The sequence below is a fragment of the Flavobacterium sp. DSR3-2 genome (assembly GCF_049896525.1).
In the GTDB taxonomy this organism is placed as follows: domain Bacteria; phylum Bacteroidota; class Bacteroidia; order Flavobacteriales; family Flavobacteriaceae; genus Flavobacterium.
Genome location: NZ_JAFCUM010000004.1, coordinates 206,166 through 230,024, shown reverse-complemented (window position 1 = coordinate 230,024; position 23,859 = coordinate 206,166). Strand labels below are relative to the sequence as shown.

Annotated in this window: 20 protein-coding genes; 4 read left to right on the top strand and 16 right to left on the bottom strand. The window is 33.8% G+C overall.

Translation table 11 applies throughout. The features are described 5' to 3' along the window. Window positions 1-222: 222 nt before the first annotated feature. The 6 genes from ACP7AV_RS07925 to kdpB all read right to left on the bottom strand — a co-directional run bounded on the left by ACP7AV_RS07925 (window position 223) and on the right by kdpB (window position 7,482). Window positions 223-435 (bottom strand): hypothetical protein, encoded by a 213-nt coding sequence (locus ACP7AV_RS07925; protein WP_426091481.1) that lies wholly within the window; start codon window positions 433-435, stop codon window positions 223-225. A 179-nt stretch (window positions 436-614) separates the two neighbouring features. Continuing rightward, window positions 615-2,339 (bottom strand): ATP-binding protein, encoded by a 1,725-nt coding sequence (locus tag ACP7AV_RS07920; protein WP_426091480.1) that lies wholly within the window; start codon window positions 2,337-2,339, stop codon window positions 615-617. 1 nt (window position 2,340) lies between these two features. Continuing rightward, entirely contained in the window at window positions 2,341-3,468 is a 1,128-nt protein-coding gene (locus ACP7AV_RS07915; protein ID WP_426091479.1) for a sensor protein KdpD, read from the bottom strand. Between the two features lie 24 nt (window positions 3,469-3,492). Continuing rightward, a complete protein-coding gene (locus ACP7AV_RS07910; RefSeq protein WP_426091478.1) occupies window positions 3,493-4,575 on the bottom strand; it encodes a porin in 1,083 nt (360 codons plus the stop codon). A 191-nt stretch (window positions 4,576-4,766) separates the two neighbouring features. Next, complete coding sequence (locus ACP7AV_RS07905; protein ID WP_426091477.1) at window positions 4,767-5,321, bottom strand: K(+)-transporting ATPase subunit C; 555 nt, start codon at window positions 5,319-5,321, stop codon at window positions 4,767-4,769. A 103-nt stretch (window positions 5,322-5,424) separates the two neighbouring features. Next, entirely contained in the window at window positions 5,425-7,482 is a 2,058-nt protein-coding gene (gene kdpB / locus ACP7AV_RS07900; protein WP_426091476.1) for a potassium-transporting ATPase subunit KdpB, read from the bottom strand. Between the two features lie 86 nt (window positions 7,483-7,568). Between kdpB and ACP7AV_RS07895 the strand changes: the two genes are divergently transcribed. After that, complete coding sequence (locus ACP7AV_RS07895; protein ID WP_426091475.1) at window positions 7,569-7,928, top strand: four helix bundle protein; 360 nt, start codon at window positions 7,569-7,571, stop codon at window positions 7,926-7,928. Between the two features lie 85 nt (window positions 7,929-8,013). On the opposite strand, the gene kdpA is transcribed toward ACP7AV_RS07895, so the two are convergent. The 4 genes from kdpA to ACP7AV_RS07875 form a co-directional block, all read right to left on the bottom strand. Continuing rightward, window positions 8,014-9,732 carry a potassium-transporting ATPase subunit KdpA gene (gene kdpA, locus ACP7AV_RS07890; protein ID WP_426091474.1) on the bottom strand — a complete coding sequence of 573 codons (1,719 nt, stop codon included), beginning with the start codon at window positions 9,730-9,732 and terminating at the stop codon, window positions 8,014-8,016. Window positions 9,733-9,836: 104 nt separating this feature from the next. Beyond that, window positions 9,837-9,914, bottom strand: a complete 78-nt coding sequence (gene kdpF, locus ACP7AV_RS07885) for a K(+)-transporting ATPase subunit F (RefSeq protein WP_426064039.1) — start codon at window positions 9,912-9,914, stop codon at window positions 9,837-9,839. Window positions 9,915-10,020: 106 nt separating this feature from the next. Then, on the bottom strand, window positions 10,021-10,302 hold the full coding sequence (locus tag ACP7AV_RS07880; protein ID WP_426064001.1) for a DUF7674 family protein: 282 nt from the start codon (window positions 10,300-10,302) through the stop codon (window positions 10,021-10,023). A 162-nt stretch (window positions 10,303-10,464) separates the two neighbouring features. Continuing rightward, on the bottom strand, window positions 10,465-11,808 hold the full coding sequence (locus tag ACP7AV_RS07875) for a sigma-54-dependent transcriptional regulator (RefSeq protein WP_426091501.1): 1,344 nt from the start codon (window positions 11,806-11,808) through the stop codon (window positions 10,465-10,467). Between the two features lie 495 nt (window positions 11,809-12,303). Between ACP7AV_RS07875 and ACP7AV_RS07870 the strand changes: the two genes are divergently transcribed. After that, a complete protein-coding gene (locus ACP7AV_RS07870; RefSeq protein WP_426091473.1) occupies window positions 12,304-13,488 on the top strand; it encodes a PAS domain-containing sensor histidine kinase in 1,185 nt (394 codons plus the stop codon). Between the two features lie 533 nt (window positions 13,489-14,021). On the opposite strand, the gene ACP7AV_RS07865 is transcribed toward ACP7AV_RS07870, so the two are convergent. The 6 genes from ACP7AV_RS07865 to ACP7AV_RS07840 form a co-directional block, all read right to left on the bottom strand. Next, a complete protein-coding gene (locus tag ACP7AV_RS07865; protein ID WP_426091472.1) occupies window positions 14,022-14,933 on the bottom strand; it encodes a DUF6268 family outer membrane beta-barrel protein in 912 nt (303 codons plus the stop codon). Window positions 14,934-15,146: 213 nt separating this feature from the next. Continuing rightward, the gene (cphA, locus tag ACP7AV_RS07860) at window positions 15,147-17,780 is read right to left on the bottom strand and encodes a cyanophycin synthetase (protein ID WP_426091471.1); all 2,634 of its coding nucleotides are present in this window, start codon (window positions 17,778-17,780) and stop codon (window positions 15,147-15,149) included. A 136-nt stretch (window positions 17,781-17,916) separates the two neighbouring features. Continuing rightward, window positions 17,917-18,486, bottom strand: a complete 570-nt coding sequence (locus ACP7AV_RS07855; RefSeq protein WP_426091470.1) for a DUF72 domain-containing protein — start codon at window positions 18,484-18,486, stop codon at window positions 17,917-17,919. Between the two features lie 185 nt (window positions 18,487-18,671). After that, window positions 18,672-19,292 carry a ferritin-like domain-containing protein gene (locus ACP7AV_RS07850; RefSeq protein ID WP_426091469.1) on the bottom strand — a complete coding sequence of 207 codons (621 nt, stop codon included), beginning with the start codon at window positions 19,290-19,292 and terminating at the stop codon, window positions 18,672-18,674. Window positions 19,293-21,487: 2,195 nt separating this feature from the next. After that, window positions 21,488-22,042: a hypothetical protein gene (locus tag ACP7AV_RS07845; RefSeq protein WP_426063995.1), complete on the bottom strand. Its 555-nt coding sequence runs from the start codon at window positions 22,040-22,042 to the stop codon at window positions 21,488-21,490. 47 nt (window positions 22,043-22,089) lie between these two features. Further along, the gene (locus ACP7AV_RS07840; RefSeq protein WP_426091468.1) at window positions 22,090-22,551 is read right to left on the bottom strand and encodes a DUF6799 domain-containing protein; all 462 of its coding nucleotides are present in this window, start codon (window positions 22,549-22,551) and stop codon (window positions 22,090-22,092) included. An 888-nt stretch (window positions 22,552-23,439) separates the two neighbouring features. On the opposite strand from ACP7AV_RS07840, the gene ACP7AV_RS07835 reads away from it, so the two are divergent. Further along, entirely contained in the window at window positions 23,440-23,583 is a 144-nt protein-coding gene (locus ACP7AV_RS07835; RefSeq protein ID WP_426091467.1) for a hypothetical protein, read from the top strand. 21 nt (window positions 23,584-23,604) lie between these two features. Further along, a complete protein-coding gene (locus tag ACP7AV_RS07830; protein ID WP_426091466.1) occupies window positions 23,605-23,763 on the top strand; it encodes a hypothetical protein in 159 nt (52 codons plus the stop codon). Window positions 23,764-23,859: the final 96 nt, after the last annotated feature.

Here is a 23,859-nt window from a genome sequence, read left to right as displayed (position 1 = left end):
ATTTGAAAAACCTGAAATGCTTCTTTTCCGCAGGTTTATCTCATTTGTTTAATATTTGTTTTGGTATTCAGTGATTGCATTTCATTATTACTGCTGATCATGGAACGAAACCTTAGTTGTTAACAGCCGACTTTATAATTGTGCGCATCTTCTTCCAATAAATTTCCAGTTTTCGTCATCCGATTTGCAAATTTGGATTTGTTTAAAGAAATATTTAATCGGTTAGTTTAGCATTTTCCTTCTTTTCTCACTTGCTCTTATAGCTTCTGCTTTATCCCCAAATATATTTATAAAATCTTTATTCGAAATAAAAACTTCGATCTCCATCTTTCCAGCGCAATGCAAATCCTTATACATTTTTTTTGCAATGGTGTATCTCTCCCGAGTGATAAATAATAATCGATTTGGCAAGTAAAATAAATCTAATAAAATCATTTTCAATTCATTTTCTAATCCTGAATGCGTATTTTAAAATTACGCGTCACATAGAATAACTATCGATTGTTAAAGTTTTTTGTTGTTTAGAAAATCATAACTCTTGGATACTAATTTGTTTTTGATTTTATGGTTTGTGTATGTGTGTTGATTGGTTATTATTCCTAAAAAACATTAAATTACACGGCTGTCAATTTAAAATAAAAAGTACTGCCCACGCCCAATTCACTTTCCACTCCAATAGTTCCGTTTTGTGCTTCTATAAATTCTTTGCTAATAGCTAAACCTAGCCCCGTTCCAGACTTATGACTTCCTGGAACCTGAAAATATTTATCAAAAACTTTCGTTTTATAACGGTTATCAATCCCTTTTCCGGTATCAATTACTTGAAAAACAACCTGATTATTTTCATTTTTAAGTTTTACAATTATTTTGCTGTTTTCTGATGAATAAGTAATTGCATTGGTTAAAAAATTAACCAACACCCAGGCAGTTTTTTCACTATCCGCTTTTATATCAGGTAAATTTTGTTCGGTCTCAATAATTAGATCAATTTGTTTTAGTTCTACTTGCACTTTTACGGCTTCGGTAGCGTAACTAATAATTTCATAAGGGTTACTTTTCTCAATAGTAAGCTTAATATTTCCTGTTTCTAACTGCGATAATTCCAACAACTCCCCAGTAATTTTTAATAACCGTTGACTGTCGTCTTTTATACTTTCGATCAATTGCTTTTGATCTTCATTAATGTTTCCTGTTTCTGCTTTTTCAAGCAATTGCAAACTTAATTTTATCGATGAAATTGGCGTTTTTAATTCATGAGAAACAGTGGCTATAAAATTGGTTTTGGCAAAATCCAATTCTTTAAAAACAGTAATATTTCTTAAAATAATAACATTGCCAATATCAATAGTTTGATCTTCTCCTGTTGGTTTAATCGTAATATTTACGATCTCTTTCTCAAAATAACTTTCTTTTCCATCTGCAAAAATTTTCATTGGAAGTACTTTTCTACTTTCTTTTTGAAAATCGCTGACGATTAACGATTTCATCAAATCATTTGTCAGAGCGACTGTTGCTACAAGTTTTCCAATCACTTCCTCCGTTTTTAATCCAATTATTTTTAAAGCCTCGTCATTGGCAAATAAAATTAAACCCTGATTGTCTAACCCGACAATTGGGTCGTGCATATTGTTGATCAAGGTTTCTAGTCTTTTCTTTTCAAATGACAGTTTATACAAATTACTATTGTTATATTCCTGCAATTTTTCTGCCATGGTGTTGAAAGATTTGGCCAGATCTCCAAATTCATTGTGATTCATGAAGTGCACGCGTTGCGAATAGTTTTTATTGGCTATTTCCTTGATACTGGCCGTAAGCTCTTTTATCGGGTTGGCAATATTGTTGGGCAAATTCACCAGAAGATTAAAGGCAATCAGAAAACAAAGTGTTCCGGTAATCGCGATCCAAAAATTAGCCGCCTCTGCCGTGTGTTTGGCAATATCGCTTTTTTGTTTAATCGCATTCATATTCAGTTTCATAATCTCGAAAATGTCCTGACGAATTTGACTTTTTAGAGTTTCGTCTGTCTTGTTTTTTTTCAAAAAATTAAAAACTTTCTTTAAATTATAAGTTGCGTTATCCTCGCCAGCTTCAGTAATATTGGCAATTTGTTTTATGAGATTCGTTTCAAACACTACAATTGCTTTTTCTTCGTCAGCATTCATTTCATCCAAAGAAAGCAACATATTTCGAGAATATTCTAATGTGTTGTAATTGGCCTTCAGAATATTTTCGGTATCTTTTTTTATAGAAAAAATATAAAAAGCGCCAACTAATGAAAGAATTATTATCAATAGAAAAAGCAAGCCGACGCCTAGGTTTAATTTTGTTTTAATTTTCATTTTAAGATAGTATTACAAGGTCAATATTGGATGACGATAAGCTGTTAAGCAATTTATTAAAAACAGTTGTCGATAAAATTACTTTAAATAAACTCAAATGCGGTTTACCGATACAAACGGTGGTAATTTGCTTTTGGGCGACGACCTCTAAAATAGCATTCGTAATATGTTTGCTTTCCATTCGAATCACTTCAGCACCCAGCTGTGTAGCTAATTTGAAATTATTTATCAGATGTCGTTGTTTGTCGAGTGCAATTTTGTCGCTGCTTTCTTTTGGTGTTTCCACGTACAAAACATACCATGTACTATTGTAATAACTCGCTAATCGAGCCGTCTTTCTTATGATTGTCTTGGCGATTTTGTCGTTACTACTGATACAAGCCAATAATTTTTCATGTTTTATTGAGGCGTTTTTGGGCACTTCACTTTCCACTTTCCGATTAACTTGACTCGCTACTTCTTTCAAAGCCAATTCCCGCAATTGTAATATTTGATCCGATTTAAAAAAATTACTCAAGGCAGTTGAAATTTTATCTTCGGTGTAAATTTTACCTTCTTTCAAACGGGCAATCAATTCATCTGAGGTCAAATCAATATTGACCACTTCATCCGCTAATTTCAAAACACTGTCTGGAATGCGTTCCTGAACGTCAATATTCGTAATGTTTTTTACGTCCGCATTTAAACTTTCTAAGTGCTGAATATTTACTGCCGAAATAACATTTATTCCTGCATCCAGAATTTCCAAAACATCCTGCCAGCGTTTTTCGTTTTTGCTTCCTTCTATGTTCGTATGCGCCAATTCATCAACAATAACCACTTCAGGTCGCAAATTGATTATGGCTTGCAAATCCAGCTCTTCAAGCAGTTTCCCTTTGTAAAAAAGCGTTCGTCTTGGGATGACTGGTAAACCCGATAACAATTCGTGTGTTTCTTTACGATTATGCGTTTCGATATAGCCTATTTTTACATCGATCCCTTTTTTCAAAAGCGTGTGCGCTTCTTGTAGCATCCGGAAAGTTTTACCTACACCGGCACTCATCCCAATGTAAACTTTAAACTTTCCTTTTCGTGATTTTTGAATTAAATCAAGAAAGTGTTTGACATTATTTTCTTTTTCGTTGTCCAATTAAATTTATATTTTAGAAAAAAATTAAAATGAAATCGCTACTGAAGTCGTTAAAAATAGATTTTGATTGCTGGGCAAATTATCTTTTAAAAACACCTCATCTTTACTTTTTAAATTTCTGGCTTCTACTCTAAAAATTAAATTTTCAGTCACTAAATAATCAAAGTTAGCCGAGAAACCATAGGTTTTAAATCCGTTTGGTGTTGCTGTGGCGATGATTACCCCTTTTTCATCTGCATAATATTCGCCTCTTGCTGCCAATTGAATTTTAGCTGTAGGTTTGTATTGTGCAATTAAAACAGGTGAAAACCAAACATCATATCGATCACTTTTGACTGCAGTTTGTTGCGCTCCGATATCAAAACCGGTATGAATATTTACTTTTTCAGACACTTTGAGCAAGGCGTAAAAATTATTGAAATAACGCCATTTTTTTTCCGTATCCGGTTGTTCATTCCCCACATAGGTACTCCAGTTCAAAGCCACTGAAAACGAAGGTTTGAAAGTCACTTGCGTCCCAAAAGCTGGGGTTTGATTGCCATCAATTTTCTGGATGCGTTGCCATCCGTTCAGATACATCGCCGCCAAATACCATTTCTCACTTTTTGAACTATACCCAATTTTTACTCCCGTTTCATAATACGGTGAGTTATCAGCCAAAATACTTCTGGTCAAAGCCATACAATCTTTACCAATGGCGCTTTCAAACCCAATGTGCGAAGGCATAATTCCCGCATCAACCCAAAGATTATGAGTTGCCGAAATTTTCACGCCTAGATTGGCTTCGTACACATTTCGCAATAAATCCGGTTCGGCAGCCAGATTATATTGCGCATACGTTCCGGCCATGAGTGCAAAATTCCCACGAATATTGTCCTTGGCGTAATTCACTTTTGCCAATCCTAAATTCAGATTGACTTCATTATGTTTGTTATGACTGTAAATAAATCCTGGCCTCACATGATTGTCGGGTTTGCCAAAATCATAACTGTAATACGTTTCTATATAACCCGAAAACGTGAAAGGACTTTTTTCTTTCTCCACTTCCTGAGCATTAATTGTTGTACCTGCTAAAGCTAGTAATGCTATACCTACTATTTTTTTCATTTTTATTATTTATTATTTGAAGCTAATCCCGCTATTCGTTGCAATCTTATATTTTTAAACAAAAAATATAAGGATTTTCACTGCTATCGGGGCTAAAAAGTATTATCCAATAATTAAAAAATCTATTTTTAATAAACTCTTTTTTAATCCTTTAAAAATTAAAATCTAAAATGTTTAAATTATAATTATTTTTATTTTAACTCATCCAAAGCGACATTCAACTCTAAAACATTTACCGTCGATGTCCCTATTATTGCAGGTGTATTAATTTTGGTTTCCACCAAAACTTTTACTTTTTCCATCGATAATTTTCTTTCTTTTGCTACTCTTTCCACTTGAATTAAAGCTCCTTGCGGTGAAATATTTGGATCTAAACCACTCCCGGAAGCCGTCACCATATCCGATGGAATTTCTCCTTTTTTCAAATACGGATGAACCATTAAAAAAGTATCAATTCTTTTTTGAACCAAAGCCAAATATTCCGCATTGCTAGGTCCTTTGTTGCTTCCCGCACTTCCCGCTGCATTGTAATCCACAGCAGAAGGCCTTCCCCAAAAGTAGTTTGATTTATCGAATTTCTGTCCAATTTTTTGATAACCCACTACTTTTCCATTTACCGTAACCGTTTCTCCTTTTCCGTTATTTGGAGCAAGTTGTGCTATTCCAAAAATCGCCATTGGATAAATTATAGCAAACAATACCATTATAAAGAGTGTAAATTTTAATATTGAAAATATATTTTTCATTTTTTTATTATTAAATGTTATTTTAAATATGTGAAATGTGAAAGTATGTTGAATTGACATTATGGGATTCTCTTTTTACTTATCACATTTCACTTCTTACTTTTTAAATAAATAATGCTACGACCAAATCGATTAATTTAATTCCAATAAAAGGTACAATCAATCCACCAAGTCCGTAAATCAATAGGTTTCTTTGTAAAATAGCACTGGCACCGATTGGCTTATAATCAACGCCTTTTAAAGCTAGCGGGATCAATATCGGAATAATAATCGCATTGAAAATCACTGCAGATAAAATAGCACTTTCCGGACTGTGCAAGCGCATTATGTTTAATCCTTCAAGGGCAGGAATTGCCGTGATAAAAAGTGCCGGAACAATGGCGAAATATTTAGCAACATCATTCGCAATCGAAAACGTAGTCAGTGTTCCCCTGGTCATTAACAGCTGTTTTCCTATCTCTATAATTTCAATTAGTTTGGTTGGGTCATTGTCAAGATCGACCATGTTTCCAGCTTCTTTTGCCGCTTGCGTTCCGCTGTTCATCGCCACACCTACATCGGCTTGTGCAAGCGCAGGGGCATCATTGGTCCCATCACCCATCATGGCCACAAGTTTACCCATTTGCTGTTCATTTTTGATGTAGTTCATTTTGTCCTCTGGTTTGGCTTCGGCAATAAAATCATCGACACCGGCAGCTTCTGCAATGAATTTAGCGGTCAAAGGATTGTCGCCGGTAACCATGACCGTTTTCACTCCCATTTTTCGCAAACGGTCAAAACGTTCTTTCATTCCCGTTTTGATAATATCCTGCAATTCAATAACGCCTTGAACCTGATTATTTTTAACGACTACCAATGGCGTTCCTCCTTTAGAGGAAATATCAATTACTTTTTGAGCGGTATCCTCTGGAAAAACGTTTCCGGCTTGGATTGTAATATTTTTTGCGGCATCTTGAGCTCCTTTTCTAATATCGGTTCCATTTTTTAAAACAACACCGCTTGTTCTGGTTTCGGCAGTAAATTTTATTGTATGTGAAATGTGATTTGTAAATTGTGAAATTTCCAATTGCATTATACCATTCACATCTAAAATTTTACTGAGCTCTATAATACTTTTACCTTCAGGAGTATCGTCGGCAAGTGAACTCAAAACTGCTGACTTGATAAAATCGTCTTCCGAAACACCTTTTGCAGGATAAAAATAGGTTGCTTTTCGGTTTCCAATTGTGATTGTTCCTGTTTTGTCCAAAAGCAACACATCAATATCACCGGCAGTTTCCACCGCTTTCCCTGATTTGGTAATTACGTTGGCACGCAACGCCCTGTCCATTCCCGCAATTCCAATGGCTGAAAGTAAACCGCCAATGGTTGTTGGAATCAAACAAACAAAAAGCGAAATAAAAGCTGCTATTGTTATCGGTGCGTTTGCATAATCAGCAAACGGTTTCAAGGTTACACAAACAATTACAAATATTAAGGTAAATGCCGCCAAAAGAATGGTTAGCGCAATTTCATTAGGCGTTTTTTGACGGCTTGCTCCTTCGACCAAAGCAATCATTTTGTCCAGAAAACTTTCGCCTGGTTCATTAGTTACAATAACTTTAATTTTGTCTGATAAGACTTTAGTTCCACCGGTTACAGACGATTTATCACCCCCAGATTCCCGAATGACAGGAGCACTCTCACCGGTAATCGCACTTTCGTCTATCGTGGCTAAACCTTCGATGATTTCACCATCTGTGGCTATTAGATCACCGGCTTCACAGATGAAAACATCGCCTTTCTTCAATTCAGAAGAGCTGATATTTTTAAATTCACCATTGGGTAAAACTTGTCTCGCTGGTGTTTCTTCACGTGTTTTTCTTAAACTGTCTGCTTGTGCTTTTCCTCGGGCTTCGGCAATTGCCTCAGCAAAATTGGCAAACAACAGTGTCGCTAATAAAACTAAAAACACAATAAAATTATAAGTAAAACTCCCTTGATCCTGCGCGCCAAATAATATGGCAATACAAACGGCAAGCATAATAGCCGTTCCGATTTCTACGGTAAACATTACCGGGTTTTTGAACATTATTTTAGGATTAAGTTTTACAAAAGACTGCACTAACGCATCTTTTACCTGCTTGCTCTCAAACAATGAATTGGATTTATTTTGAGTCATTTTTTTATAAGTAAAATGTTAGATGATAAATGTGAAATGTCGTGAGATTGAATATATTTGATAGTCAATTAAAAATATTTAAAGTTATGAAACCACATAAAAATTTGAATTCTTGGATTAAAAGTTTTGAATTTGTTAAAGAAATTTATTTAGTAACAAATCGATTTCCCTCTGATGAAAAATTTGGATTAATCTCACAAATTAGAAGAGCTTCTGTTTCAGTTCCGGTAAATATCGCTGAAGGTGCAGCTAGAAGAGGTACGAAAGAATTCATTCATTTTCTGTATATTTCATTAGGCTCTTTATCTGAACTTGACACTTTAATTTTATTGAGTAAAGAATTAAACTTTATCAATGAAAAAGAATGCGAACTGCTGATTGAAAAATTAGACATTATTGGAAAACTTATTTATGGATTAATTAAAAATCTCGAGGGCAGATTGTGAAATGCAATAAGTGAAAATGTCAGGTATGAGTTAGTAAATCTTTCACTTTTTACACCTCACTTTTTACTTTTTTACATTTTACATTTTACATTGTAAAATATTCTGCCAATGGTCCTAAAGCTAATGCCGGAAAGAAAGATAACGCTGCTATAATTGCAATTACGGCAAAAACCATAACTCCAAAAATGGTCGTATCCGTTTTTAAAGTTCCCGCACTTTCAGGAATGTATTTTTTATTGGCTAATAATCCTGCAATAGCCAAAGGTCCAATGATCGGAAGGAACCGACTTAATAATAAAACAATTCCGGTGGTTATATTCCAAAAAGGATTATTGTCTCCCAAGCCTTCAAATCCACTTCCATTATTGGCCGCGCTCGAAGTATATTCATAAAGCATTTCCGAAAAACCATGATGACCCGAATTGTTGAGCCAGCCTGTAGCATTGCCGTTAAACCAATAGCCCATTGCGGTGTCATGCGCGGCAAAATAAGAAGCCAATGCGGTTCCAGACAATATCAATAAAGGATGGAGAATAGCTATAAAAGCAGCAATTTTGACTTCGCGGGCTTCGATTTTCTTCCCTAAAAATTCAGGGGTTCTACCCACCATTAATCCCGAAATGAAGACAGCTAGAATGATAAAAATATAAAAATTTAAAAAACCAACACCACAACCTCCATAAAAGGCATTGACCATCATTGACAGTAATTGCATCGAACCGGAAATCGGCATCGAACTATCGTGCATACTATTGACCGAACCCGTGGAAATTACCGTTGTTGCGATACTCCAAAAACCTGAAATGGCAGGACCAAAACGGACTTCCTTGCCTTCCATTGCACCTGTAGACTGCATAATCCCCATTTTTTCGATGGCAGGATTTCCGTTGATTTCGCTGATCACTGTTGGTATTACTAAAAGTAAAAAACCAATGGTCATTACCCCAAAAACTACGTAGGACAATTTTCTTTTCTTTAAATAAAAACCTAAAGCAAAAATCATCGCAAACGGGATTATTAATTGAGCCCACAATTCCACAGCATTTGTAAAATAAGTAGGATTCTCCAGCGGATGCGCTGAATTGGCTCCAAAAAACCCTCCACCATTTGTTCCAATATGTTTAATACCGATAAATGCTGCGGCAGGACCGCGGGAAACTTCAACATTGTCACCTTGTAAAGTGGTGATGCTGTCTTTTCCTTCAAAAGTCATCGGTGTTCCGCTAAATAACAAAGCAATCGCTACCATAGCAGAAAGTGGCAGTAAAATACGGGTACAGCTTTTGATAAAATAATTGTAAAAATTCCCTAATGCATCAGTTGTTTTCTCTTTCATTGCAGTGAAAACCATCGCTGCTGCAGCCATCCCGACACCCGCTGAAACAAATTGCAGGAACATCAAGATTATTTGCGAAAGATAGGAAACGCCCGTTTCCCCAGAGTAATGCTGCAAATTACAGTTTACCACGAATGAAATAGCAGTATTGAATGCTAAATCGGGTGACATGTTTGGATTATTGTCGGGATTTAAAGGCATTGAACCTTGAAATAACAAAACAAAAAAGCAAAGAAAGAACCACACCATATTCACGCTTAACAACGCTTTTAAATGCTGTTTCCAGTTCATTTCTTCCGTGGCATTGATCCCGCTGATTTTGAAAATAAATTTTTCAATTGGATTGAAAATCGGATCAAGCAGTGTTTTATCGCCTGAATATATTTTAGCAATATACCTTCCTAAAGGAATAGCCAAAACTATGGAAACAATAAAAATACTAATGACGCCAAATAATTCTGTGTTCATAATTTGTTTATTTTTTAGTGAATTGTAAAATGTGAGATGCGTGGTCCAATATTTTTTTATTTTTTAATCAACTTTTTACATTTAACAGATCACATTTTACATTATTAAAATTCTTCGGGTTTGATTAGTACATAAACCAAATAGCCAAAAACGGCAAGTGCGATAATAAAGAGTGCTGTCATGATTTAGATTTTTTCAAAAAATTCGACGGCTTTAAAACAAATCGCAAATAACAAAATGGCTAGTGCGATTAAAAGAATAGTAACTATCATGGATTAAAAATTAAGATTATACTCCGGTTGCATTGATTTGTTTGACGTATTCTGCCTTCAATGTTTTTGGAAACAGATTGGAAATGTTACAGCGACGCAGTTCCATAAAAGAAGAAACAGAAAAAAGATAAACATTCGAAATAGCAATTTTTGTTTCGTTGCTTCCTGTTATCAATAATTGTTCAGCAAGTGCTAAGCATTTTTTTGCTCTAGAAATATTTCCCGTAATAATTGCTGTCTTGGTGATTTCGGCAAAGCGTTCTGCTTGTTTGTAAATTGTGGTGACTTGATTTTTCATAAGAATGTTTTTTATGTTCTTCATCGCTTACGCCAAAATATATTCCAATAAATCGTAATGAATATCAAATCATTGTCAATTAAAGCTTTGTGGTTTTTATGCCAAAAAAAGCCATAAAAAAAGCCTATCAAAATGATAGGCTTTTCTCAAAATAATATGATTTTAATGAATGCTGTATTCGTCTAATTTTCGATAAAGTGTTGCAATACCTATTTCAAGTAGGCGCGCTGTTTCGGCTTTGTTGCCTTTGGTATAATTCAATACTTTTTGAATGTGCAATTTCTCTACACTTCCCATCGAAAAAGCGGATACTATTTTATTGGCTTTGTCGGTTTGATTTTGTATTTCGTAAGGCAGCAATTCTTGGGTTAACAGCTCCCCATTAACCAAAATAACGGAACGTTCAATCACATTTTTAAGTTCCCGAACATTTCCTGGCCAGTGATAGGTTTCTAGTTTATGGAGAAATTCAGGATCAATAGTCACTGTTTTTTTATTGGTTTTAGCCGAAAACTGAGATGCAAAACTATGAGCCAATGGCGCAATATCTTTTGTTCTTTCTCTTAAGGCTGGAATTTTGATTTCAAATATATTTAACCTAAAGTAGAGATCAGAACGAAAACGGTGTTCTTCGCTTTCAGTTTTTAAATCGCGATTGGTTGCTGCAATTAGGCGGAAATTAGACTTTTTTGGGGTGGTATCACCAATCTGAATAAATTCGCTAGTTTCTAAAACCCGCAATAATTTAGCTTGCAATTCAATAGGCATTTCCCCAATTTCATCCAGAAATAAGGTTCCACCATTGGCTTCTTCAATAAATCCTTTTTTATCTTTTACTGCACCGGTAAAAGCCCCTTGTTTGTGCCCGAATAATTCGCTTTCCAGAATTTCCTTACTGAAAGTACTACAATTTAACGCTACAAAAGATTTCCCAACCCGATTGCTGCTTTCATGAATGGCTTGCGCAAAAACTTCTTTTCCGGTTCCGGTTTCACCTGTTAAAAGTACGGTGGAATCTGTTTTGGATACTCTTTTAGCCAAATCAATTACCTGTTCCAGTCCTTTTGATTTACCAATGATACTGTCAAAGGAATATTTATCAGAGATTCTTTTTTCGAGTTGTTTGACTTTCTTTTGCAACTGCGCTTTTTCCAATGCTTTGTACAATAGCGGAATAATTTTGTCATTATCATCGCCTTTCACTATATAATCAAATGCTCCGTTTTTCATGGCTTGAACACCATCGGAAATTTTTCCGAAGGCAGTCAATAAGATGACTTCGGTCAAAGGAAATACTTGTTTTATTTTTTGTACAAAATCAACGCCGTTGCCATCTGGAAGTTTGACATCGCAAAGAACTACATCAATATCCTTGATTTCCATTTTTTTGAAACCCGATTTTAAATCCGATGCTTCATAAGCTTCAAATCCCTCAGATTTTACAATTCTAGCGAGAAGTCCGCGAAGTTTTTCTTCGTCGTCAATAATTAGGATGTTTTTCAAAATGGTAAAAATGAAATTTTAGAGTACAAAAATACATCTTTGCCTACTCCAAAATAACTATTTCCTCGATAAATATTAAATGTTAAATAAAAAATTACTTAGTAAATTAGGAATATTTTTTAGTTGATTACTATTATAAATTCTACAATAATTGTTGAGTAAAAGAAAAATTTCTTTTTTATTATTGAACATTTAGCCATTACCCATCTATTTGCAGCCTCGATTTGCGTCTCCCGCATCATAGATTTGGATACTATTTAAAGGATATTATAAAGTAGTTTTAAATAAAAATAGGAGTTACTTTATCGGGTTAGCAAAAATCTATTCATGAGAAAAAAAGTTGGAGCTGGTCCGTTAGCAATTATGTTTTATGTAAATTTTCTACAACTTATCATTAAATTTTGCAACAAATAAAAATAATTATGTAACACATTTTACGGTGAAAAAAAGATAATTTGCGCCTTGATTCTTCATACAGTATTTTTAAATCCAAAAAAAATGTCTACAGCAAAAACTACGAAAGGTCTTAAGGAACAATACGTTCCTACAGCAGAATTTTATAGCCAAATAATTGATAGTTTATTGGACTATTCCATTTTTACGGTTGATACAGATTTAAATATTAACAGCTGGAATTCAGGGGCAACACATATATTTCAGTATGAAACAGATGAAATTATTGGGGAACCATTTGAAACTATTTTTACCGAAGAAGATAAAAAAGCTGGAATTCCGCAAAGGGAAATTGATATTGCTCTAAAAGAAGGACGATCTGTAGATGTAAGATGGCACTTGTGCAAGGACGGAAAAACATTTTTTGCAGATGGTTTGGTATTCCCACTTAAAGATGAAGATGATGCAGTTATAGGATTTGTAAAAATATTGCGTGACATTACTGCCAAAAAAGAATCAGAGGACTCAATAAAAAAATATGCAAAAGAGTTGGAAGATCTCAATGCCCACAAGGAAAGTGTACTTGCGATTTTGTCCCACGATTTAAGAAGCCCACTTGCCGGAATTATTCAGGGTGCTCAATATTTGGAGACAAATTTTGATAAAATTAATCCTGCTTTAGCCAAAGATTTGTTGAAAGAATTTCACATTGCGGCGGTAAACGAATTGAACATGCTGGATTATCTGGTAGAATGGACAAGGATAAAGTATGCTGCCGAAGCGTTTGTTCCGTCCAAAATAGAACTTGTTCATTATGTAGAAAAAGTTTTTGAATCATTAAAAGAAACCGCATCCATCAATACCATAAATCTTCACAGTGAAATAGAAGAAAATTGTACCGTGTTTGCTGATGAGAAAATGTTGCTTTCTATTCTTCAAAATATAATTTCGAATGCGATTAAACATTCGCATAAAGGAGGCCAAATTACCTTGTCAGCAAAGCAAAGTGATGATATGATGATTGTAGCAATCAAAGATTCAGGAAAGGGTATGTCCAAAGAAATAATGGATAAACTTTTTACTCCTCAGGTTAAAGCACTTTCAAAAACGGTAGAAGAAAATAAAGGAGCGGGCATTGGTCTATTGCTTGTAAAAGGATTTTTAGAAAAAAATAACGGAAAAATATGGGTTGAAAGTGAAGAAGGCGTAGGATCATCTTTTTATTTCACCTTACCTCTCAATAAACCTTTAGATAAGAAGGATATTTCGGAAAAAGAAGACATTGAATAATACATCAAAATACTCATAGTGGTAAATAAATCAGCGATGAATTTTACTGCTCCGTTGCCCAATGAATGTAATTAAAGTTTTTTTTGGTCTATGGAAACATTGTTTTATTACGCCTGAACTCTATTTAGATTAAAGTATTAAAGGTTACAAATTGTATCTTTGGTATGGATTGATTTTGTCTTTTTCAGCAATAAGAAATCTCACTTTATGAATCTATCATTTGATTCCCACTCTGTAGGATTGACAAAATAAAAACTTTGGCGCGTTGTGAGTAATTAATCCAAATTTCAATAAATCTTCAATAAAAAATTGAATCACATAAAAACTTAGAAAAAAATAGTTAAACATTACAATTTTTGGGTTGACACTGCTACGGTTTTCTTTAAAAAAGTGCAACGAATTCCAAATTTTTAAAATCTACGTTTCTATGTGGTCAATAAATTAAACAAAGAGAAATATACTTTACGGGTAGTTTAATTATCTTTTGGTCCAAAATCAATCTGCGCAATGTAAACATATTTTCGTGATTCCTCTTATTTTTTAACAGTATTCAAATCAAAGCGATAAATAGCTTCCAACTTCAATAGGAGTGTGTTTGATTTGTTTTCTAACACCAAGGTTCGGTTATCACCAAATTTTAACGCTAGAATTTGTAAGTCAAGTTTTTCATCTACTGGATACACTCTAAACTGATTTAAAGAATAGCCCATTTTTATACGTAAAAGAATTTTTTTGTCCAAAACGCTTCTTTGTACGTAAGTCGAAAGGTCTATCGAATTATTTTCGACATAATTCGAACGAACGTTATCAGTGGTCAGTTTGTAACTGTTTCCGTGACCCAGAAAATCCACGCCCACTTTAGTTTTATCAGTTAAACTATAATTAATATCAGCGTCATTTGGCATAAACGCATTTATTTCAAAACGTTTATCCGGACTATGATAATAGAAAGTAACAATGGGAACTACCGACATACCGTAAGCTTCACTGCTGCCGTAAAGTCCCAAACCGTAACCAAAACTTTCGTTTCTTTTATATTTTAATAAAGCCAATCCGCCCAGGTAAATATCGTCACTGCTGAGATTGATATAATCAGATGCCACTTTTGGCAGAAAAAGGTATATTCCACTCCAGTGTTCAGAATGTTTTACAGTCAAACCTGCTCTTAAATTTGTTGAGTACAAATGATTTTTATCAGAATCAGGAAACAATTGTAATTTGTAGCTGCTGAAATTTACACCCGTTACAGCAATATATTTTTCATTTAAAACAATTGGTAAAATAAGATTTGTTTGAAATGTAGTTATGTCGGTGTTAATGGATGAATTTTCGAAAGTTGTTTTTTGTGATTTCCCATAATTGATGGAAAACAGATCGATGTATTCTTGCGCACTGCATAAAAAAGGCAGTACTAAAAATAACAATGGTATTAATTTTTTTTTCATTTTACAAAGTTTATATTGTTTAATTATTTGAAATTTGTTGAATATGGTTTTTTCATTTTTGACGAACATTTGAAGTGCTGTACTTTAGAACAAAACCACAGCACAAATTTAGTAGTATAAAGCATTACAGTTGGTACAGCAATGAACTAGCTGTTTCTATTTTATTTGTACTTCCAGTTGCTTCGGCGAGCATGTGAAACTAAACTATTTCCATCAGGACTGCGGAACTAAATTAACCGCTGCATTTTCTTTTTCTATTTGTTGTTGTACATAGGCAATCGTATTTTGAATGTCATCAACACACACAAAAATAAATTCACCGCTTTGCGCATGATTAATGGTATATTGTACGGATTCTATTTCATTTGAGATGATACTTATCTTAATGCTGCTGTCAATTTCCCGAATACCATCAGAAAGCATTGTGCTGAGTTCTTCTGTCGTTCTTCCTCTGTTGTCTCCGTGTCTTATTATTATTTCATCAAACATTTGAGCAGAATACCTGCCAATGTTCTTTATATCTTCGACACGACGGTCTCCGGTGGCTGAAATTATTCCTGTCTTCTTTGTTGCATCAACTTGCTCCATAAATTTTTGCATCTGAAGGTATCCGTCCGTATTATGAACATAATCAATCATTAATCGGAAATTCTTAAACTCGAAAATATTCATTCTGCCGGGCGTTAATGTTGGCGACGGGATAAAAGAATTTAGCGCAGCCCTAATTGTTTCGATAGGAAAATTACTTATCGTTGCAGCTAATAAAGCGGGCAAAACATTTTTAATCATAAACTCGCAGGTACCTGAAAAAGTAAGGGGCACTTGATCAACTGCTACTATTTTTATTTTCGATTCGCCTTTACTTACGACAAAATAATTATCTTCGACAAAAGCCGCTAATCCGCCGTCACTGCAATGTTTTTTTATCCGTTCATTATTGGCATTCATGCTGAATAATGCAATGGTGCAAGTAAGGGTATTTTTCATTTGATAAACCAAATCGTCATCCGCATTTAGAATTGCGGTTCCGGTATCAAAGGTACTTTGTGCCACCACTGCTTTGACTCGAGCCAATTGTTCAATAGTGTCAATATCATTTAATCCCAAATGATCCTCAGTAACGTTGGTTACCACACTGATGTTGCACTTATCAAATCCTAAGCCGGCTCTAAGTATTCCGCCTCTGGCACATTCGAGAACTGCAAAATCAACAAGTGGGTCACGAAGCACGGTAGCTGAACCGCCGGGTCCGCTACAATCTCCTAAACGAATTGTATTTCCGTCGATATAAATTCCATCCGTTGTCGTATATCCTGTATGATGTCCTGCCGCTTGCGCCAAATGGGCAATCAATCGTGTAACCGTAGTTTTTCCATTGGTACCTGAAACAGCAACTACCGGAATACGTCCGTTGGCATTATTAGGAAAAAGCATATTGACTAAAGGCTCAGCCACATTTCTTGCCATTCCTTCGGTGGGAGAAAGATGCATTCTCAAACCAGGACCTGCATTTACTTCAATCACAGCTCCGTTTTTTTCGGTGATCGGAATTGCAACATTTTCGGCCATGATATCAATACCACAAATGTCTAAATTCATCAGACGTGCAATACGTTCTGCCATAAAAACATTCTGTGGATGCACCAAATCCGTTATATCCATTGCTGTTCCGCCAGAGCTTAAGTTGGCTGTGTCTTTTAAAAATAAAATTTCTCCAGCGGATAAAACCGAATCCAGTCTAAGTTCTTTAGCCGCTAAAATGGATTGTGTTGCCGCATCAATTTTTATTTTAGTGAGTACTTTTTGGTGGCCTTCACCCCTGTTTGGATCACTATTAGTTTTAGTAATCAGTTCTTCAATAGTGGCTACACCATTGCCTAAAACTAATGCCGGTGTTCGTTTCGCTACCGCTGCAAGTTTGTAATTGATAACCAGAAAACGATAGTCATTTCCTGGTATAAAACGCTCTACGATTACATTTTCTGAAATTTTTTGGGCATCATAAAAACCTTTTTGTGCTTCTTTTAGAGTTGTTATTTGTGTAGTAATTCCTCTGCCGTGGTTGCCATTTACTGGTTTGGTCACAAGCGGAAATCCAATTTTTTTGACAACCTCTTCCAATTCCGTTATGTCATCGATTAGCATCCCTTTAGGTACGGGAATGTATGACTGGGACAATAAGTTGCGGGTTGCATCTTTATCACAAGCCATATCAACTGCTATGCTGCTTGTAGTTGCTGCAACGGATGCGCGTATAATTTTTTGATTGCATCCCTGTCCGAGCATTAATACAGAATCATCATTTAGTCTGGTGTACGGAATATTTCTGCTTTCCGCTTCTTTTACAATGGCAAACGTACTGGGACCCAATTTTTCTCTATTGTACAAGCGTTGCAATTCTTGTACAGCAGCTTCCACATTATACTCTAATCCAATCAACAAATTTTCCACTAAATCAACCGCAGCTTTTGCAGCATATTTCCCAGATCTTTCAGTACTATATGAGAAAACAACATTATATATGCCCTTTACATTAGTAGGGAGCGTTTGTCCGAAACCACACTCCATTCCTGCAAGGCTTTGTAATTCGAGTGCAATTTTTTCTATTACATGTCCTACTGATATTCCTGTTTTTACACGTTCTAAAAAACTGTTTTCAATTCTTTCTGAACATTTTCGACTTTTTAAAAACGGCAACAGTTTTTCTAATACTTCGCCAAAACCTTTAATCGTGTTTGTAGGCCTTTGCTCCCACTCTCCAATGTCAAGTTTCATAACGATAAGTTTTTTCCTGTTTCCAGACCAGTAATTGGCTCCACGCATCACCTTAATCTCTATTATTTTCATTGTCTTTTACTATTTTTCAAAACGTATTATATTATTATTTAAATCCATCGGTACTAAAATTATCTACTTTATATACCCTTTAAAAAGAATCAAATTCCATATACGGCAACTTGGTACAAAGTGAATAAATTGAGAATTAAGATTTAAAAAGTATTTTTAGTTCCTGTGCATTTAAAACTCCGGCTTTGCTTGCGGTAATATTGACGAATATAAAGACTTTTGCAAATAAGTTTTTGTCAGTAAGATCATGAAGCTTTATGAGATCAATGCGGCTATATTTAGAATAAAACATTTTTAAAATTCCGTGAAGCCTGATAGCTTCGATTATAAGATCAAGCTTTATAGCGCTGTAAAGGAAACTTGGAGGGAACTGGAATAAGATACTACCCAGTTTATCGTTCATTCCATGTCTGCAAAACGAAAAGAATTCACCTATTTTAGGTTTGCAGTAGACGAGCTTTTTAACATACTTTGTCAATTTTGGTGCTTTAACGCAATGTATAAAACCATCAGGGCTTTTTTTACACCAAATGGTGAGGATTAGCAATGTGGAGAATTTATAAAACGCATTTATTTTAAAACTGTTGAAATGCATGCAATAAAACGCAAACCATTTAGCTGATAAAATATTTTCAGGATAAAAAGCATTCTTCCGTTTAGCGATGTAAAAGGAAGAACAACCGATATGTATATTTTTAGCGAACATAAAAATAAGAATTATGTTTATGAAAAAAAATGCTAGATTTTTGTCAGATACAGTTAACAAAAATTTCTTCACCAAAACATTTTGACTGCAGTACAGAAGATAAGAATCCAAAAAACTAAAAATACAAGTCCCCCAATCTTTGATTAGGGCGCATAAGTTCACGATAGAATCAGTGAAATATTTATTTATTTACCACCTTCGTGCGCGGCATCAACATTGATATGTGATTCAGCAATTTCTGTTAATTTTACGTCAGCGTTTTTCTCTTCTTCAAGTGTTTTTGCAAGAAGCAAGGCTGCTTTTGTTTTACCAAGAGTAACAGCATGAACACGCAAAGTCTCATAAGTAGCGATTTCATAATGTTTTACTTTCTGCGCTGCAGCAATCATCGCTACATCGCGAACATTACCAACTTCAGTTCCCTCGAAAATGCCATTGACCTCATCCAACAATTCTGCCATTGCATGACATTTATTAGCAACTGCTTTGAGACCCAATGATTCAAAAACGTGCTCCAAACGTGTAACATGTTCTTCGGTTTCTTTCAAATATTCCTTAAACGTCTTTATCAATTGAACAGATGTAGCAGTTTTGGCCATTTTAACCAGTGCTTTTGTCAACGCTTTTTCTGCCCAATAAATAGCTTTTAATTCGTCTTCTAAAAAATCTCTTAAGTCTTTCGATGCCTCAGGTTTTGCTATTGTCGCTCCGTCTTTTACGGTATGATTTGAATTTTTGGTTGTTTTTCCTGTCGTATTGTTTGGTGCTTTAATGGCTTTTGTAGATTCGTCTTTTGTCGTTTTCATAACTTTTGATTTCCGAAATTGATTGTAATGTCATTTCACAAACAAATTTAAAAATTAGTCAAATCTATTCTGTACACAATTATTTTTAATAGTTACAAAATTCACAGTCTCGTAAATTTTATTAACAGGACATCATATCTATTTTGGAATTTATAAAAAAATTGAATGATGTTACCATATAAAGAACAATAAATAAAGACAAGCAAATTTTTAAAAATAAGCAACAATAATAATTGTCATGAAAATGGAAAATTGCTCTTAGAGGTAAGGTTTATTCTATCGATAAAGGTTTATTATCGCTTTATAAGCACAAAATCTGTTAATTCTTTTTTGATACGTACATCGGTATTTTCTATATCAATGGATTTGGAAACAAAAATAAAAGGTATTTGTGGTACTAGTTTCTCTCTTATTTTTTAAAGCCGGAAAACCATCAAAAGCCGGAAAAATACAATTGGAGAGGATGATATCATGCTGGAATATAAAAGTGCTTTTTTTCGTCTGTTTTTTTATGCACTGTTTCCGCAATATAATTAACACCACCTTTTGTTAATTATTTTTTAATCAAGTCCAAATCGTTGGAGCCATGTTTTATCATTAAATTGTTGCTTTTCATGTGCGGAATTAATTTTAGAAGTAATTTGGATTAGATAATTCAAATCTTAATTCTTGGTTAAGAATTACTATAAATGCACTACTCTTTCAATTATAACTTTATTAAAATCCTCTCGGCTCCTTTTTGTGACAAGTAAAATAATTTCATTTGAAAATTCATAAAAATAACTATCCCCTTGCTATATTTTTCATATGTTTCGCAAATTAATACAATCGGAATAATGGATTAAAAAAAATAGTTACTGTCCAGCAGCATAATGTATTTTCTTAAATTTTTGTTAGAAATAACCATTATACAATTTAAGAGAAAAAAATTAGTATGTCTCCCATTAACCCGACATAGTTTAATTTCCGACATTAAAATAATTTCTATTTTTTCCAACGATGCAATGGCAAAATAGTCATTTAAGTGATCTAAAGAGTCTAAAGCGTAACATTCTTGACTTTTTGATTCTAATAACTGCGTTCCATTTCAGTTTTTTTGATGACTCTATAAACGGCTAAAACAATAGCATTAAAATCAATTGTCTTCAAAATAAAATCACTTGTACTGTATTTAACTGCTTTTAAAGCATAATTTTCTCATACTAAAATAAACTTTAGTTTTGGAACGCTAAATTCACATTTTTTAAACATTACAAAAAAAGATCAACTATGAATAGGAAATTGAAGAAAGTGACATCCGGTTTTTTCTGTTTTACAAAGCCATACAATTGATTGTGGAAAGCGCATCACCGATTGATTTTATAGTCAGTAAGTTCTACTATTCAATTTTTTTTAAAATTTGAAGAGTGTCTTTTTCATGAGTTATCTTTATGGCATTAATTTGCGTCATGAGTTTCAAAATAGTAATTAATCGATTCCAATACAAAATGAAATAAATAACATCAATTCAAACAAGATATATAATAAAAATGAATTAATAGAGAAGACAATTACTATGTTTTTTCATAATTAGAAGTAATAATTGTGCAGAAGATTAGTATTATTGACAGAAACACCACTATTTGTATATTTATTGAAAATGTTTAAACTTTGTATTAGAATGGAAAATAAAGCGAATTTAATACCAAAGTTATTCTATTGATTTTCACCGGGAGTAAAATACCCAGAAAGTATTTAAAACAGTTTTATTTTTACTTGTGCATTATTAATATAATACTTGGCGTCCATCGTTATAAGGATAGTCTTTGATTTTTCCTCGAATAAATAAGTCTGGTCATCCCCAAATTTTAACATTAAAACCTGTTATTGAAAATTTTGATGTATCGGATAAACTCTGAACTGGTTTAAATTTCAGCCCTTTTTAAGACGTAAAATAACTTTGTTATCGAAAAGGTCTTGTTGATATAAGAACAAAATTTATCGAATTATTTTCAAAATAATTACATGGAATAGTTTCAGCAGTTAGTTTGTAACTATTACGATGACTCAGGAAATCAAGATCGATTTTTGTTTTATCAGTCAAACTATGATTGATATCATCATCATTTGTCGTAAAAATTCATCTCGAAACGTTTCTCCCGTAAAATAAAAAAAGGTTGACATCTAAAAATGCCAACCCTTGTAAACCTGTTGTACTACCGGTAGATTTCTTCCCCCTTGTTTTCGCGCCACGAATTTTCAATGTGATTCGCATCGTCATCGTTTCTCGGATTAACACCCATCACAATTCGCCCATCTTTTACCCCGGATTCATATATTTTTGCTCGTTCTTCCGGAATTCCAGAACCCACTAAGGCTCCTATTACTCCGCCTGCGATACCACCTGCCCCTGCCCCAGCAAGACCTGCAGCTAAAGGACCAGCTACCAGCAAACCAAGACCCGGTATGACCAAACTCGTCCCTAATGCCGCAACAACACCTACAATTGCACCTACAGTTCCCCCAATTGCAGAACCTTTTCCTGCACCTTCAGCTGCTTTTGTACCTATTTCTGTTTCTTCTACATCTGAGAAATGTTTTTTACGGGTTTCGTCTGACATTATTAGATTTATATCATCCTTGCTATACCCTCTTTCATGAAGGGAGTTGTAGGCATTCTCGGCGCTTTCACGATCAGCAAACATTCCTGTTAGCATTTTTTTTTCCGATTTAGTCTGTTCTGGCTGGTTTTGATTTCCTTCCGTTTCCATTGTTGCTTTATTTAAGATTAGAATTATTAATTACTTTGTTACGCTGATTATTTCAAACTATCTTTTTTAATTTTTTCATTTTGCATCAAATACATATCTTTCTTTTTGTTGTTATTAGGTTCCTTAACAGTGGTTTTTTTAGTAATACCTTTTTTTGTTTGAGGATTTCTGAAATTACCAGCCATATTCATATGTTGGCCTTCTTTCATCATCATCTTTGTACCGTCCTTTTTCATAATGGTCCCGTTGGACATCACTTTCGTCCCGTTACTCATTGACATTTCGTGATCCATTAAGGTCATTTTTCCATTTTTGACCATCATCAACTTTCCATTTTTCATCATTACGCCATCGGGAAAAGACTTATTAGCTGTTTGATAATTCCGTTCTCTGGTCATTTGATTTTTTCCATTATTAATTTGCTGCATTTTTTTGTTCGTTGAATCTGTTTGGGCAAACAAACACATTGAAAAGCAAAGTGCCACACTTACAAAAATTACTTTTTTCATTTTAATTGATTTTAAAAGATTAATATAAAAATTACTTTGAATAAGATTAAAAAATAACATCGAGGTATATCTCATTTTTCTACATACACAGTCGAAAAATAACTTAGCTGGAATGTAATTTCTCTTTTAATATGGTTTTACAATTATCACGCAACAGCATTTTAAAATATTTTACCACTATAAAGATAAAACACAAATAACTCATTTACAAGTATTTAAAATAAATTTAAGATTAATAATAAAATTTTGTAACTGTTAATTTTATTTAAATAATGCGTCAAATCGATGAAGTAATAATTAAACAGGTATCCGCTCCACTAAAATTAATCTGCCGCAATTTCCTGTCAATAATCGCATTAATTTAAAACCTTCCTTTATTATTTAACTGGAATATACACGCTAAACTGCTCTACAAATCGTTTACAAGATATTGGAGCGCTTACTGACAGAGCTTAGAAAAATTAAATTAATTTATACGATCTCTAAAAAATCTCAATTTTATAAGATTTCGAGAATGGGACTCTGGAATTTGGATTAGCTTGAGAATTTTTAAATTAATTAGTCGGATCTTTCTTCTACAGATGAAAACGTTATTTCTTATTATACTTTCTTTCCCACCAATGACAATAAATTATTTAAATTTCCAGAAGTATTCTTTATTATTATGTTCTTCTATTTGATTTAATTTTTTTCGTCCAAAAACCTAATCTCAAGTTTGTATCTGAGAAAGTTTAGTTTTTAAAATTCAACATTGTGTTAAAATAAAAAAAATACTAATCACTCATTATTAAGTAATTATATTATTTTTTTTCAATTATAAACATTATATGTGATTAAAAATATTTAACTTTAGTAGCATTTATTTGACGTATGTGCAATCTAAAAAAAATGATTAAAAATATAAATCTGATCCAAAAAGGTAACAAATTAACGCAAATTAAATTTCCAAAATCCCTAAAGCGCCTTTGGATTACGGATAATATTACAAAAAGAGGGCTTATTGCCAACGCTGATGCAAAAGATCTTGCATAACTTATAACGCACAAAAACAGGATGCTGGCTATACTTTCCCGTGATTTAAGAAGCCATCTTGCGGGAATTGTAGGAACGAAGGAGTATCTGAAGTCAAATTTTGAGAAAATGGACATTTCTACGGTAAAGGAAATGCTCAGTCTGATTTACGAATCCTCAATAAAGGAATTAAATATGTAATACTATCTGGTGGAATGTGTAAGAGTAAAATATGCGGTAGACGTATTTTCTCCCTCAAAAATTGAGTTGGTACAATATGTGGATAAAGTTTTTGAA